At 52.1% G+C, this 15,561-nt stretch carries 11 protein-coding genes; 5 read left to right on the top strand and 6 right to left on the bottom strand.

Translation table 11 applies throughout. The annotated features are described in order from the left end of the window. Positions 1–71 precede the first annotated feature (71 nt). The 3 genes from rlmD (at position 72) to AB1690_12835 (ending at position 6,059) form a co-directional block, all read left to right on the top strand. Entirely contained in the window at positions 72–1,472 is a 1,401-nt protein-coding gene (rlmD, locus tag AB1690_12845) for a 23S rRNA (uracil(1939)-C(5))-methyltransferase RlmD (GenBank protein MEW6016191.1), read from the top strand. Between the two features lie 19 nt (positions 1,473–1,491). After that, positions 1,492–3,180, top strand: coding sequence for a DUF885 domain-containing protein (locus AB1690_12840; GenBank protein ID MEW6016190.1), 1,689 nt, complete (start codon positions 1,492–1,494; stop codon positions 3,178–3,180). A 155-nt stretch (positions 3,181–3,335) separates the two neighbouring features. Next, positions 3,336–6,059 (top strand): right-handed parallel beta-helix repeat-containing protein, encoded by a 2,724-nt coding sequence (locus AB1690_12835; GenBank protein MEW6016189.1) that lies wholly within the window; start codon positions 3,336–3,338, stop codon positions 6,057–6,059. A gap of 57 nt (positions 6,060–6,116) precedes the next feature. Here the strand turns inward: AB1690_12835 and AB1690_12830 are convergent, their stop codons facing one another. The 4 genes from AB1690_12830 to AB1690_12815 all read right to left on the bottom strand — a co-directional run bounded on the left by AB1690_12830 (position 6,117) and on the right by AB1690_12815 (position 9,121). Continuing rightward, the gene (locus AB1690_12830) at positions 6,117–6,584 is read right to left on the bottom strand and encodes an N-acetyltransferase (protein ID MEW6016188.1); all 468 of its coding nucleotides are present in this window, start codon (positions 6,582–6,584) and stop codon (positions 6,117–6,119) included. After that, entirely contained in the window at positions 6,562–7,500 is a 939-nt protein-coding gene (locus AB1690_12825) for a RimK family alpha-L-glutamate ligase (protein ID MEW6016187.1), read from the bottom strand. The genes AB1690_12830 and AB1690_12825 overlap by 23 nt, the downstream gene beginning before the upstream one ends. Then, positions 7,488–8,183, bottom strand: a complete 696-nt coding sequence (locus AB1690_12820) for a RimK-like ATPgrasp N-terminal domain-containing protein (protein ID MEW6016186.1) — start codon at positions 8,181–8,183, stop codon at positions 7,488–7,490. The genes AB1690_12825 and AB1690_12820 overlap by 13 nt, the downstream gene beginning before the upstream one ends. 872 nt (positions 8,184–9,055) lie before the next feature. Next, complete coding sequence (locus AB1690_12815; GenBank protein ID MEW6016185.1) at positions 9,056–9,121, bottom strand: zinc finger domain-containing protein; 66 nt, start codon at positions 9,119–9,121, stop codon at positions 9,056–9,058. A 100-nt stretch (positions 9,122–9,221) separates the two neighbouring features. Here AB1690_12815 and AB1690_12810 point away from each other — a divergent pair, with 100 nt between their 5' ends. Then, positions 9,222–12,404, top strand: coding sequence for a S8 family serine peptidase (locus AB1690_12810; protein ID MEW6016184.1), 3,183 nt, complete (start codon positions 9,222–9,224; stop codon positions 12,402–12,404). Between the two features lie 144 nt (positions 12,405–12,548). Then, positions 12,549–13,613, top strand: a complete 1,065-nt coding sequence (locus tag AB1690_12805; protein MEW6016183.1) for a hypothetical protein — start codon at positions 12,549–12,551, stop codon at positions 13,611–13,613. Between the two features lie 80 nt (positions 13,614–13,693). Here AB1690_12805 and AB1690_12800 read toward each other — a convergent pair whose 3' ends face one another. Both AB1690_12800 and AB1690_12795 read right to left on the bottom strand, forming a co-directional pair. After that, positions 13,694–13,972, bottom strand: a complete 279-nt coding sequence (locus AB1690_12800; protein MEW6016182.1) for a Smr/MutS family protein — start codon at positions 13,970–13,972, stop codon at positions 13,694–13,696. A gap of 9 nt (positions 13,973–13,981) precedes the next feature. Beyond that, positions 13,982–15,370, bottom strand: coding sequence for a sodium:solute symporter family protein (locus tag AB1690_12795; protein ID MEW6016181.1), 1,389 nt, complete (start codon positions 15,368–15,370; stop codon positions 13,982–13,984). Positions 15,371–15,561 lie beyond the last annotated feature (191 nt).

Below are 15,561 nucleotides of genomic sequence, written 5' to 3'. Positions count from 1 at the left end.
TTCTCGGTTTCGTCCGGGAGAAACGGACAACTGAGGTCTGACCGGGTATCTTTGCTCTTTCTGAGCCTGCCGTGATTGGTTATATTGGCGGCGTGAGAACGCCATCCAGAAAGGAGTTGTCTGACAGAATAATCGATGCCGAGGTCAAGGACCTTGCCTTCAACGGGAAATCGATTGGGGAAGTGGATGGGAAAATTGTCTTTCTGGACGGGGGGCTTCCGGGGGAAATAGTTCGCGCCGAGATAATTCGCCGCAAGCCGCGATATGATATCGCTCATGTGACCGAAATCATTCGCCGGGGTCCGGGCCGGGTCGCCGCCCCCTGCCGGCATTTCGATATCTGCGGCGGCTGTGTCTGGCAGGACCTGGGCTACGAAGAGCAACTTCGGTACAAGCGAAAACAGATTATCGACTGCCTTGAGCATATTGGGAGGTTCTCTGATATTGAAGTCGCCGACACCCTTGGGGTAGAAAATCCCTTCTTCTATCGAAACAAAATGGAATTCTCCTTTAATCGAGATGATGCCGCAGGGTTTGTCTTGGGGTTACATCGGCGCGGACATTTCGACAGGATATTCAACGTCGAGGAGTGCCTTCTTCAGTCCCAACTCTCCAATCAATTGGTCGCCTGGTTCCGGGAGTTTATCAAGGAGCGGCAGATTCCGGTCTATGACGTTACGGCGCATGACGGATTTGTAAGGTTTTTGGTAATCCGCGAGGGAAAGAATACGGGACAGGTAATGCTGAATATTGTCACGACCGAGTGGAAAATCCCTGACGTGGAGGAGATGGTGAGGCAGGTGACCCGTCGCTTTCCGAAAGTGAAGACAATTGTGCAGAATATAAATAGTGCCAAGTCAAATATCGCCCGCGGGGAAGCGGAATATCTGCTTTATGGTGATGGTTTTATTGAAGAAAAGATTCTGGGGTATAAATTTCGTATCTACGCCAACTCCTTTTTTCAGACAAATACACTTCAGGCGGAGAAACTGTATGCGACAGCGCTGGCAATGCTGGAGTTAGCGTCGGAGGAGAGTTTGCTTGATTTGTACTGCGGAACCGGCAGTATCGGAATCTGCGCGTCAAGGATGGTCAGAGAGGTAACAGGCATCGAACTGGAGCCATCGGCCATCAAAGCGGCAGAGCAGAATGCCTTGCTCAACGGGATTGACAATATCCGGTTTTTTACCGGTTCGGTGCAGGAGTTTCTGGCGGAGCGTAAGGAGATACTTTCGGGAATAACTGTGGCGGTGGTCGACCCGCCGCGCGCGGGGCTTCACCCAAAAGCGCTAAAAGGGCTTACCGCACTTGGTCTGGAGCGTATGGTCTATGTCTCCTGCAATCCGGCAACATTTGCGCGGGATGCGGCGGAGCTGCGACTGGCCGGATACAGACTATGCCGCATTATTCCGGTTGATATGTTTCCCCACACGATGCATATTGAACTGGTGGCATCTTTTAGAAAGCAATGAGAAGATTATTGGAGGATATATGTTGAAAATTCTGTCGGTGGCGCTGGCGCTATTGCTATTTACACTGCCGGCGGCGGCGCAGGTTACGGCCGAAGAAAGCCTGGACCGTCTCGGTGATGAAATACTGGAGAACTTTCAGTCGTTTTACCCGGTGCTGGCAACCAATAAAGGGATTCATAAGTACGATTATCGATTCACCGACTACTCGCCGGCGTCGGTGGGAGCCGAAGTCGCCAAATTGAAAAAATTCCAGTCGCGGCTGTTGCAGTACAAGCCGGACCTGATGGCGGTCGAGGCGCGAATCAAATGGAAACTGCTCAAAAGCAATGTCGATATAGCGCTGCATAACCTGGAGAAGGTCAAGTGGTATCAACGTTCTTCTTACATTTATATCGATGACGCGATAAACGGCATATATCTGATTCTATCGTCCCCTTATGCGGCGCTTGATGTGCGGGCATTGAATATAATCGCCCGGCTAAAAGCGCTCCCCGACCTTCTGGCGCAAGCCAAAAAGAACCTGCGCCGTCCCGCGCCGGTCTATCTTCGCCTGACCGAGGAATATATTGTTACCGGCATAAGTTTCTTCCGGACGATGGCGGAGGAATTGAGAATGGAACTTCCGCCGCTGGCGGCCGAGATTGACGGCGCCACGGAGCGGGCAATTGCGGCAATGGAAGATTTTCAGAACTATCTTCAGAAGGTCACTCCGGGCGCAGAAGGAGCTTTTGCAGTAGGCAAAGAGGCTTTCAATTACAAACTGAAAAACGAATATTTCCTCGATTATGACGTCGATTCGCTTCTGAAAATCGGCGAAACCCTCTTTCGCGACGCCGATTCCGCTTATCATGCCTATGAAGGCTGGCTCGATTCGAATCGCGCCGAGGTCGATTCGCTTTTTGTTTTGACCTGTCTGACCAAACAGGACCTGCTCGATTACTACAACTGGGAGATAGAGCAGACCAGGTTGTATCTGATTCAGAAAGATATTGTGACCGTCCCGGAAGATATTGCCGAGTGTATTGCGGTGGAGACCCCGCAGTTCCTGCGCAATGTAATCAGCAGCATCGCCTACCAGCCGGCCGGGACATTCAATACCAATCAGACCGGCTATTTCTATGTCCGCCCGATTTCCGATTCGCTGGAAGATGCCCAGAAAGAGGCATATTTCCGATTCATCAACCGGCGCGGATTTAAAGGCTCAGTGGTGCACGAGGCGTTCCCGGGACACCATCTCCAATTCTATATGGCATCGCTGGTGGACGACGATGTCCGCAAATGGCAGGATAATATTCTTTATTCGGAAGGCTGGACTCTCTACTGCGAAGAGATGATGTATGAAAGCGGCTTCTACGGAAGCGATAAGCGGCGTTATCTCAATATCCTTGGGGGAATTCGCTTTCGCGCTGCCCGGATTATAGCCGATGTGAAACTGCATACCGGGCAATTCAGTATTGATTCGGCGGTGGCCTGGATGACCGACGTCCTCGGCTCCGACAGCAGTTTCATAAGAATTGAAGTAAATCGATATGCCATGCAGCCTACCGTACCGATGTCATATTTGATAGGAAAAGGAGAGGTTATAAAACTTCGTGATGACCTCAAAGTGCGCGAAGGAGAAAATTTCAACCTCAAAGATTTTCATGACCGGTATCTGTCGGTAGGGATGATACCGCCGAAACTGATTCGGGAGTTATGGGGGCTTTGAAGAAGTTGATAGATAACGACTTGCCAGGGCGCCCCGAGGCGCCCTTAATATTTTCTCCAAATATGCGATGGGGAGATTACCGCTTGACAGGCTTCGCGATTGGTCTATATTTGATTTATAAGTCCAGTTTTCTCAATTCAATCTGAGGAGTCCTTATGAAAGCAGTCCCCGCTCTACTTTTGGTGGTCGGGTTGCTATGGAGCGTCTCCCTGACGGTGTCAGCCACCGTTATAAATATCCCCGACGATTATCCTGGAATTCAAGCCGGTATCGATGCCGCAACCAGCGGTGATACGGTTATGGTTGCCCCGGGGAGATATCTGGTCAACCTCAATTTTGGCGGAAAGAATATCTGTCTGAAAAGCAAAACAGGACCGCTACTTACCACGCTGGAACCGGAGAGCCTGCTCCAGCCGATAATTTATTTTGCAAATGGCGAAACCAATGGCGCCAAAGTGGTTGGGTTCACCATTAGACGGACACGGGGAAATGCCGCCATTAGAGTCGAGGGGAGCAGTCCGACAATTGAAGGGAACATCTTCACTGATATCGCCGGGGGGCTCTATGGAAACAATTCCGCCATTTACAATGCTTATAACTCGCAGGCGCTGATAAAGAGCAATATCTTCTGGAAGAACGACAGCGCCTATTGTATTATCTGGATTGGCAGCGGCAATGCTGTCGTCGCGCTAAACAACACCATTCATAGCGGACGGCTGGGCATATATCTTTACGGCCTGGGCGCCATGGTGAAGAACAATATCGTAACCGGATGCCAGATGGGAATCTCCGCCAATAGCACGGCGCCCCGTGGATATAACAATGTCTGGGGGAATCTGACTGACTGGATTGCCGGCACGCCGGCAGCAACCGATATTTCAGCCGACCCTGAATTTATTGATGCTTCCTCAGGAAATTTTGCTCTTTATAGAAGTTCCCCCTGTATCGATGCCGGCGAGGATTCGGCGCAGTACAACAGCCCTGACGGGACCCGCAATGATATTGGAGCCGTTCAATTCGACCAGACCTGCCCGTCCATAAACAATATGATTATGGGTGAGGACATTTCGCATCTGGTCAACCATTCGCCAACGTTTTATTGGTCATATTACGATACGGTTTATCCGGAGCAGAGCGGATTTCAATTGCAGGTTGGCACCGATAACGATTGGACAACGGCGGAGAATTGGTCATTTGGGCCGGTCAATTCGCCCGACACATCTTTAATCTATTCCGGGATATCACTTGCCGACGGAGAAACATACTGGTGGCGGTCACGGGTCAGCAACGGCTTAATCCAGAGCGCCTGGAAAGAGGGTTCTTTCCGGATGAACACCGTTCCGCCACCGCCCAGCCCTCTATTTCCAATAGGGGGTGAAGACCTGAGCATAGCCGGGGCGATAATTAAGATTGGAAACGCAACGGATAATGAAAGCGATATTCTGACTTATGACTTTGAAGTTTATGAAGACGGGGGCTTGACCATACTGGCTGCAAGTCAATATGGATTAACGGCGGGAGATTCGATTACGGTCACGGGAGAGATTTACGGGCTGGCGCCGGGAGAAGATTACTACTGGCGCGCGCGAGCGTTTGACGGATACGAGTACAGCAGCTGGTCGGCGACCGAATCTTTTGGGGCGCGTGCGCCGCACATAGTTCATGTTCCAGCTGATTACAGCACGATACAAACCGGTATTGATGTCGCGCAGGAACTGGACACGGTTCTGGTTGCGCCGGGAACATATAGCGGCGAGGGGAATCGTGACCTTGATTTCAACGGGAAAAATATAAAACTGATATCCGATGGTATCGGGCAGGTGACTATCGACTGCGGCGGGTCTCCCACGGAGCCGCACTTAGCTATCTATCTACACAACGATGAGGATACCTCTTCTTTGATTGACGGTTTCCTTATTACCGGCGCCTATTCCGAGCAAAATTGGTGGGGCGCCGTATCGCTCTGGGCCAGCGCCACAATTCGAAACTGCGCCGTAGTGGGAAATATATCAGACGGGCTCGCCGCATCGGCCGTTGCGCCCAACTACAAGCGCTACCGGATTGTAGTGGAGAACTGCCTTTTCATGGAGAACAATAACGGCATTTGGGCGGTCGCCGATATTCAGATAAGCAACTGCCGTTTCATCAATAATCTTTCTGACGGCCTCTTTCTTGCAGATATGGATACAGTCAGCGTGGTAAACTCCCTTTTCACCGGTAACGGCGCCAGCGGGATTCATACCTCGACCGGTTCCTGGGGGAACTACTCCATCACGAATAATACCATTGTGCTCAACGGCAAAGGGCTCTATTTCTGGTATGACCCGCCAAAAGCATCCGAAACAAAGGCATCTTCATTTGAGTTATCGCATATTGCGAGAAATCTGGTGGCATATAATGCGGAGACCGGAATAGAAAGTGACGGCTTAGGTTTTATAGGAGTAGTGGTTGAATGCAATAATGCCTTTGGTAATACCGTAGAAGATTTTCATCCGGGGGTACCCTGGGGTCCTTATGCCGGCGACACCCTCGGCAATATCTCCGCTGACCCGCAGTTCTGCGACCTGGATACCGCATATTCGGTGAGCAACCTATCCCCCTGTCTTCCGGAGAATAACAGTTGCGGCGTTATGATGGGGGCTTATGGCATTGGATGTTATCAGACAGAAATCTGCGGAGATGCCAACGGCAACGGCACTGTCGGCATAACCGATGCCACCTACCTGCTGGGATATCTATACAGGGACGGACCGTCGCCGGTCCCGACCTTGCGGGCGGCAGATGTTAACGGCAGCGGTACACTCAATATGCTGGATGTTACCTATCTGATCGCATATCTGTTTAAGAGCGGGCCGCCGCTTCAATGCCCGATGAATTGAACCGTAGATGCGGCTTAACTATTGTGCCCCGATGTTCTGTCAAAGAATCATCGGGGTTTATTTTGACTTGAGGAGTTTAAGCATACCGACGCCGTTGCGGCCATCGGCATAGTAGCCGGGAAGTTCCTTAATGATGCGATACCCCAATTTGGTGTAAAGTCCGATAGCGGCTCGGTTATCCGAGCGGACTTCAAGAGTGACACTATCACACTTATGTAACTGCGCCGCTTTTTCGCATTGCCGGAGCAGTTTTTCTCCCAGACCGAGACCGCGACATTTGGGGTCAATAACGATGGAATAGAGATGACCACGCCGGCTTCTCTTTCGCCAGAGCATGATAGCGGCGCCCTGGACTTCCGTTCTGTTTCCCAGAATGATTACATCGGCATTGGCTTTGGTGAGAAGGTAACGGAGCTGACGCCGGTTGAAAGCGTCGCCGCCAAAGCTAATATTCTCAAGTCGAATTAATGAGGAGAGGTCGTTCAGGGTGCCTTGTCGGGGCTTAATTCCCATTCCCGTTGCCATTGCCGCCGCCGTTGCCGTTGCCGCCCGAGTGCGTGCCGCGCTCTCCCACCAGATACCGAATCAGCTTTTCATAAATATGGGGGGCTTTCTGGTCTTCTTCGTCTTCAGCGATGGTCGGGTTATCGTTGACTTCAATGACGACAAAATCATCGCCGACCTGCTTAAGGTCAACGCCGTACAACCCGCGGCCTATGGCGTTTGCCGCCTGAATCGCGGTGTCCAGAAGCTTTGGGTTGACCTTGTGCAGTTCAAACCCTTTGACATTGCCATAGATTTCCCGTCCGGTTTCGGTATAGGATAAGATTTTCCAGCGCTTTTTTGGAATGAGGTACTGGCAAACATAAAGCGGCTCGCCATCAAGCACTCCCACCCGCCAGTCGAACTCGGAGTGAATATATTTTTGCGCCACCACCCGGTCGGCCCGCCGGAGATATTTCTTGCCTACCTTGACAAACTCATCCGGATTATAGACCCGCTCGACATACATCGAGAAACTGGTGTTTGGGGCTTTGAGCACCAGAGGAGACCCTTTTTCATCCAATAGCCGCGCCCCGTATTCGGCGGTCAGGTCCGACTCTTTCAGATAAAGAGTCTCCGGCATCGGAACTCCCGCTTTCTCCAGATGGCGGTACATATTTACTTTATCGCAGCAGATGATAATCGATTCGGGGTCATCAATGACCGGTAATTTATGCAGTTGCGCCAGTCGCGCCGCCACATAGGAGGAGTTCATCGGGTCGGTTAAGGCGCGAATGAAGATAGCGTCATAATGAGGAATCTTGTACATATCGGGACGGAAAAGGAAATCGAGCCGATGTCCCAGGCGATGGGCAACCTGGCCCAGTTTCATAAGCGCCCCCATCTCTTCAGAACGGGTGACAGTATACCGCTCTATATAAACTCCTATATTTGCCATTCGACCTGACTTTCAATGAATCTCTTTTCGCGGGGAGTAAGGCGGGCAAAAGGGAGCGGCAAAAGTCCGCTCAGCATAATCTCACCATCCGGGAGGATAATAGTCCGGACCGTGACCAGCGGAATCCGGAAGACCTCCCAGACTGAGCGGGAAAGGTCGAGATAACGCGGCTTGGTGGACCAGCCGAGTATGGAGCGGAAATTGCCGATTCTGGCGCCGGCAGGTAATTCCTGGCAGCAGATGGCATAGGTGAAATTGCGGGTGAGCGATTTAGCAATCCGTTCCTGGTGACGGTTTTTAAGCACGACACTCCGGCGCGACATGAAAGGATTGATGGAATCGACAATCACCGGCGGCTCGAAATAGCTGTTGGTAACGTAATATTCAGGGACTTTCAGCCCGGCCTGCCTGGCTTTTTCCAGAAAAATCGGGACGACATAGCCGTCAATGATTTCACTGCAGGTAGGGTGAATATCCATCCCTTCGGCGCTTGCTTCCAGAGAAGCATAGTATCCATTTTCAAGATAGCCGTAGTAGCCGTCAAGATTAAGCAGGAACCGCTCGGTTTTATGGCGGGCAATGTAACCGGTCCTCTCTGCGGCGGCAGCTTCCGCGGGTCGTTGAGGCAGAAGCCCCACTGCCGGTTTGTCCAATTCTGTTTCGGTCAGTATGATATCTTTCATATGATGTCAAATGCGGTGAAGCCCGGATGATTCATGGTTGTCGGATTGACGAAATGAGCGTAAACGGAAACGCGCCCGGTTCGGCTTTTGGGCGCAAGTAGAGACAGAAATAACTTAGAGATTCTCCCTGAGGAAAAGACAGGGACGGAACTGAAGACTCTGCCTGATTTACCACTGTCCGTCGTCGGAAATCAACTCCTCAGCGCGAAAAAGTCCGTAAAGGACTTCGACCGCAGGCGGCCAGCCGCATGCAGAGACATTTGTCGCGATATTTGCTCATAAGTGCGTTAGAGAATAACACTGCTAAAACATTTACACAAGCCAAAAAATAAGTCAAACAACATTTTCTCGCTTTATAACGAATAATCGTCAAGAGAGTTCCCTTTCTTAAGTTCTGCGGGGGGCTTTTTACCGCTTGTCAAAATGCCGGTTCCTGCGTAATTTTAGCTGCCACCCTTCGACTACGCCAGAAACTGTGCCGGGAGGTTACCGATGAGAATGAGATTCGTCCACCCGCTGACTGCCATTCTGTTAATCCTGATATCATCCTCGGTTTTTGCGCTTTATCCGGGGCGAGAAAAAGCGCCAGAACGGCATCCTTACCAGGGATTGATTATTCGGATTCGGGAGGGGGGGCTGCATCCGCGGCTGTCTCCGGGGAAAGTCGGCATGGTGGGTGTAGCCGAGCTGGATTATCTGAGCCGGAAATATAACGTCTCCCGCTTCGAATCGCTTGAGGATATAGTCCCCAGCCGGCAGGCGCGCGCCCTGACGGAGCGAACCTTTGTTCTGCGGATGCCCTCAGATATTGATATCGAGGAAGCAGCGCGCGAATACCGCCGGCTGCCTTATATCCAGTTCGCTGAACCAGACTACCCGGCAACTCTTTTTGCCACTCCCAACGATTCCTTATATCCCCAGCAGTGGGGGCATAACAACAGCGGGCAGCCGCATTATCATGTGCTGCGCCGGGACGGCAATAATAATGATACCCTGATTATAGTCTCGGGCATTGCCGGAGCCGACGTTAAAGCGGAAATGGTCTATCAGAATCTGCCGGACAATACCGTAGCGGTAGTTGTGGCGATAATCGATACCGGTGTCGATACCGGTCATCCTGACATCGTCGACAATATCTGGAGCAACCCCCGTGAAATCGCCGGCAACGGCATTGATGACGACAATAACGGTTTCATAGATGATATTCGAGGGTGGGACTTTGGGGGCGACGGCTCCTCCACAACAACCGGAGACAACAATCCGATGGATGGTGACGGTCATGGGACGCATATCGCCGGCATTGTCGCCGCTACCGCCGACAACAACATCGGAGTGGCCGGCTTGGCGCGGAACTGCCGGATTATGCCGCTGAAGATATTCCCGTTGCCACTGACATCCTTCATTGTCGGGGCGATAGTCTATGCCGCCGACAATGGGGCGGATGTTATCAATATGAGTTTCGGACTGCCGTATGCCAGTCAATTAATGGAGGAAGCGATGGCATACGCCCGGGCAAAAGGGGTGGTGCTGTGCGCCGCCGCCGGCAACGATTTTACCGAGTTTGTCAACTACCCGGCCAGTTCTCCCCTGACCATCGCGGTGGGGGCGACCGATGATTCTGACCATGTGGCGTCATTTTCGACCTATGGCAACCATCTTGATATCTGCGCTCCCGGGCATTCGATTCTATCCCTGCGCGCCGGCAATACCGATATGTACGCCGATTCCTATCCTCGTGAGCCGAATGTTCATATTATCAATACCCGCTACTACCTTGCCTCTGGAACCAGCATGGCGTGCCCTTATGTCGTGGCTACAGCAGCATATCTGAGGGCAGTCTCGCCGGGACTTTCCCCGCAGAGAGTACAGGAGATTCTTCAGAGTAGCGCTGATGATATTCTCGACCCTTATGGAGTCAATTGGTATCTGCCCGGGTGGGATAAATTCAGCGGTTACGGGCGGGTTAATCTCTACCAGACGCTGCAGGCGGCGCCGGAAATTCGGGCAAGAATTACTTCTCCCTTGCCGAACGAGATTCTCTCCGGGACGGTGGATATTGCCGGTATCGCCGATGGCTCCTCCTTCACTGAATATACTCTGGAATATGGTCAAGGGGGGAATCCGCCGAACTGGACCGTGATTAATACCTCTTCAAGCCCGGTTTCAAGCGGACTTCTCGGGTCGTGGGACACTGCCGGATTGAACGGTCGTTACACTATCCGACTTCAGGCAGGCAGTGACCATCAGTCTCTGGTGTCGGTCTATCTGATTAATGAGTCGTCGCTATATCTTTCTTCCCCTCTACCGGATGACAGCCTGAGCGGCTCGGTCGATATTATCGGCAGCGCCTATTGCCCCGAATTCAGTCGTCTGGTAATCGAGTATGACCTGATTGATTCTGCAGTGAACTGGGATACAATCGCGGTTCGGACGGTGCCACTGTTTGATGACTTTCTGGCGCGCTGGTTTATTGATGACTTGCCCGCGGGAGATTATGACCTGAAATTGACACTCTACTCCCGCAGCGGGTTCGCCGGCTACTATCAGCTGCCGGTCCATATCGGCTCTATTTTTGCCACCGAGCGGGCATGGAAAATCGGGCTGGGGCAGTTCCCCGGCATAATTCCAAACTACGGCGATTTTGACGATGACGGACTGAATGAGGTCGTTGTGGGCGGCTCCGATGGTATCAGGTTTTTTAATCTTGACGGTACCGCTAAAACCGACGGAGCGCCGGCCGTGCCGCAGAACAATTTCACCACCCCGGTGGCGGTGGGGAACCTCGATAATGACGGCGTCGATGATTTCGTGGCGGTCGGCTATGACCCTCCTATTGTCTATGGTTACCCCTCGTCAGAACCTGATTTCCGCAACTATCTTGGGGTGCTTCCCAGCCTCGGCTCCAACCTGGTGACCGAAGCGGAACTTCCGAGAGTCTTTCTCAAGGACCTGAATTCCGACAGCCGCGATGAAATTCATATCGTCCTTCCTGACTATCAGAAGTCAAAGGTCTTTATTCTATCTTCTGAGGGGCAGTTTATCCGCACCTACGATTACACCAGCGGATACCATCCGGTTGACCTCGACGGCGATGGGGTCGATGAGTTATATCTGGGACATGAAGATTTTGGGCTAATTCGTCAGGTGGAGCCTCTCACCGGCGTCATTCAGGACAGCCTGATAATCACCGAAGGAGGAAGCACCTTTTATACCGTTGATATCTCTTCCTATGATATTGACAACGATAAAGAACCGGAGCTGCTGATATATGGCTATTATCGCGACCTTGGCTATTGGCTTTACGCCTTTGAGTATGGTTTTCTGCCGGTCGCAGGATGGCCAAGGCAGCTTAATATCAACGACTTTGTGGTGCCGACCAACCCGGTCTTCGGCGATATCAACGGCGACCAGATTCCGGAGTATTTTGCCACCTATTTCGATTTCAGCGCCAGTTATATTCTCGCCTGGAATCTTGACGGCAGTTCTTTCATTCCGGGGAATGCCGACGGATATTTCGCCACCGTGCCGGAATTGAGCGTCCTCAATATGCTGCTTCTGGCAGATATGAACGGCGATAGCCGGGCCGAGATTGTCGCCTGCGCCATTAACGATGTCCTTTTCGACTATAGAGTGCAGAGAATCTATGCCTGGAATCAGGCTGGAGAAATTATCAGCGGTTTCCCAATTGTTGCCGAAGCCGGAAACTCCACTTATTATCGCCACACGCCGGTCATCGGTGATATAAATAAGAATGGCGACGTCGATTTAGTCATGACCACCGCCGACAGCAGCCTGATCTTTGTCGAGTTCCCCGGAGCCGAGTTCTCCCCCTGTACCTCCCCGGCGCCGTTCTGGCGATACGACCGAGATATGAGTAATATGGGCGGAATACCTGATTCCTGCGGTCCGACCGATATTTCAGAAAACGAGACACTGTTGCCGTCAGGCTTCAGCCTGAGCCAGAACCGCCCCAATCCGTTTAACAGTTCGACGGCACTAACTTTCACGCTGCCGCGAAAAGAGCATTTAGCGCTGACGATTTATGATATTTTGGGGCGGCCGGTAAGAACGTTACTGGATAGACCGTTATCAGCGGGCCGTTATGAAGTCCGTTGGGACGGACTCACCGATAAAGGTCAGCCAACAGCAAGCGGAGTATATCTATACCGGATTAAGACCTCCAGTTTTGCGGTTACAAGGAAAATGGTCTTGATGAAGTAGCCGGGCGCTTTTTCTGCGATGGGGCGCCAGTCAGGCGCAAATTCCGGTTGCGCAGGAAAGCCCTCGACCGTAAATTATAAGCAGAAACCTGCTTCTTGGACCTTCATCGCCATCAAATAGAATCTTAAACATACGGGAGGATAAATGAGAAAAATTGCCGTCTTTTTATCGCTTCTGGGGCTTTTAATATTTGGCTGCAGCAAGCAGGGAACGGAGCCGGCGCCACCGAAGGAGAGCCGTCCGGTTGCACAGGAGGTCCCGGTGGACATTCAGGCGCTCCTTAACCGGCATGCCATAACCGAGGAGAATCTTCCCGAACATCTGGATTTCCCTACTTCCGACTGGACTGTCCCCAGCCTGACCGATACCAGCTATGAAATCTATGTGGTAACTTTCCTCTGGGGGCATCTCTTCAACACCCCGGCTCCCAGCGCTCCCACGACCGACTGGTCGGGGAATCTCAATGTTAACGGCGTCGCTTTTGTCGGGGTCGCCGGTATTATCGATTTTGAGCGGGGCGAGGATTCCCTGGTACGGACAAATAATCCGGCAATGGCGGCCTGGGTATCTTCGACCAGCGGAGACTTTGACGGCATTGTCGCTTTCATCTTTCTGAAGAAAGGAATAGTTTACATTACTGCGCCGCAGCTGCATTTTACCACTCCGCCCTTTTCAATCTCATACAATTTTGAGGAGCTGGAGAATTTCAGCGCTCTTTACAATGTTGATAATGTCAACTCCGTGGCGGTGCTGGCGCGACGTATCTGGCCTCCGCGCTGCCCGCAGGGACTTCTGGTCGGTGAATGGACCAAAGCCGATATCCCCGGCGACAGCGGATATCTTAACGGCACCTGGATGGATGCCAATGGCGCCCCTCTCGGAATCTTTGCCGGAAGATTCTGGACGACCGACAATTATGAAAGAGTCTTTGAAGGCACTATCTCCGGAGTCATGCTGACAGTCGTTATCGGGTATATGCGAGGGGTCTGGTACTATGATGACCCGCGCGACTGTATCCTTTGCGGGAGCGGACATGGGAAATTCAAAGGGGTGTTCAAAATGGTCGCGCCCAACAGTCCCGCGGCCGGTGTGATTGAAGGGGAGTTTGGCGATTACTCCTTACCGGTGGAGCAGCTGAACCTTCCCCTGAAAGGGACCTGGAAGCAATTCTGCCCTCATTTTGACGATAACACTACTCCTTCTGAGTGACGGCGAAAGTAAGCGGAAGAAGAAATCGACGGCAGGAGCAAAGCGCTCCTGCCGTTTTCTTTTGAGAACAGAATTCGAGATTACTCGCGCCGCAACTCCACCAATGTGGCGCCCCAGGAGCCTCCCGACTCCGGGTCGAGGCGGAAGGATATGACACCGGGATGTTTTTCCAGAATGGAATGAGTTATCTGGCGCAGGACTCCGGTCCCTTTGCCATGGATAATCCGCAGCTGATATATTTTCTTTTCCAGACAGGCTTCAATATAGTCCGGGATTAATTGCTTGACGTCTTTGGGGTCGAAAATATGAAGGTCGAGAATGCCGTCAATCGGCAGCTCTACCGGGTCATCGTCAGTCATAGTAAGTCTCTAATCAAAGAAAGGACGCCATTTCGCTTCGTCGGGCGGTTTAGACAGGAGAGAAACGACAACCAACGCCAGAAGCGATGCCGCTAGCGCCGGATAGACGGTCGGCAAGCCCAATGGTTGTTTGCCGATTTCCCAGATAAGAGTAACCGTCATTCCCGCCGCTATGGAGGAGGCGCCTCCCGCCGGAGTGGCTCGTTTCCAGAAGAAAGCCGCCATGACGGCCGGAGTGATGCCGACGCCATACATGGTATAGGCGTAGAGCGCCATCTCGAGCACCTTCTCAAAGAACTGCACCTGCAAGAATGCGACCGCTCCTAGAAGAATCACCACCACCCGGGAGTAAAAGACCATTTTTTTCTGAGATATATCGGGCTGAATAAAGCGCTGCACGATATCGCGCATAACATTAGTCGCCGGCACCAGAAGAAAGGAATCGGCCGTCGATACAATCACCGCCACGATAGCGGCGAGAAGAACGCAGCCGATGGCGACCGGTAAGCCGTGGCGAACGGCATGCAGTATGACCATTTCCCCTTCAATGTCTGTAAATATGGCGCTTCCGATTACTGCCAGCACGACTATCAGCGTCTCCAGAATAATAGTGCCAACAATCCATCCAATGACCGACCTGCGGGCGACCGATTCGTTGCGGGCGGAAAAAAATCTCTGATACATCCCTGACTCGCCGAGAAGAAGAAGCATTGTCGGCAGCGAGTAGCCGAGCGCCTCTAAAAGGGTCATATTTCCGAGCGGCTGGAAATGCTCGGCAGGAAGACGCGCCATCATTCCCGACCAGCCGCCGGCGTCGCTCAAGAGAAAAGGAAGGGCGATAAAGAGCCCGATTATCATCATAATACCGTTAGCCACGTCAGTGTAGGCGACTGAAAACATTCCGGAAAGAGCGGTGTATCCAATTACGAACAGAGCGGTAATTATCATCCCCTCCGTTGCCGGGATTCCGGTAACCAGATTAAGGACCATTCCTCCAGCCCGAAACTGATAACTGACAATGGCAGTATAGGCGATAATAGTGACCAGGGTGCCGAGAAGGCGGGCAATATAATTATAGCGGGCTTCGAGAATATCGGGGACAGTGTACTGGGCAAAGCGGCGGGCGCGCCCGGCGACAAGATAGAGGATAATAATGGCGAGCCAGACACCGGCATCAAACCAGAGAGCCGAGAAGCCCTTGTCGAAAGCAAGTCCGGCCCCGCCGATAATAGAGCCGCTCCCTATCCAGGTTGCCAGCAATGTCCCGACCAGCACCCAGACCGGAAGCTGCCTTCCCGCCACCATAAAGTCATCCTGATTTTTAACGCGAGCGCTGCGGATGGAGCCGACAAAGATGAGAACGACCAGATAGGCGATGATTACCCAGAGGTAAAGCATGACCATTATTAGCGATTAATAGAAGGAAAGTCAAATAGTGAGATTTGTAATCTGTGAATCCTTTCCCATAAAAAAACCCTCCCATTGCTGGGAGGGTTTGTGGTGTATTCCTGAAGTTTGGTTGAGTCGGGCGAGGAAGCCGTTACTTCAGGAGGACCATTTTCTTGGTAGCCGAGAAGGCGCCGGCTTCA

Source organism: Candidatus Zixiibacteriota bacterium (genome assembly GCA_040753495.1).
In the GTDB taxonomy this organism is placed as follows: Bacteria; Zixibacteria; MSB-5A5; order GN15; family PGXB01; genus DYGG01.
The sequence above is the reverse complement of the archived record's forward strand: the minus strand, read 5'-3'. Positions and strand labels throughout refer to the sequence as shown.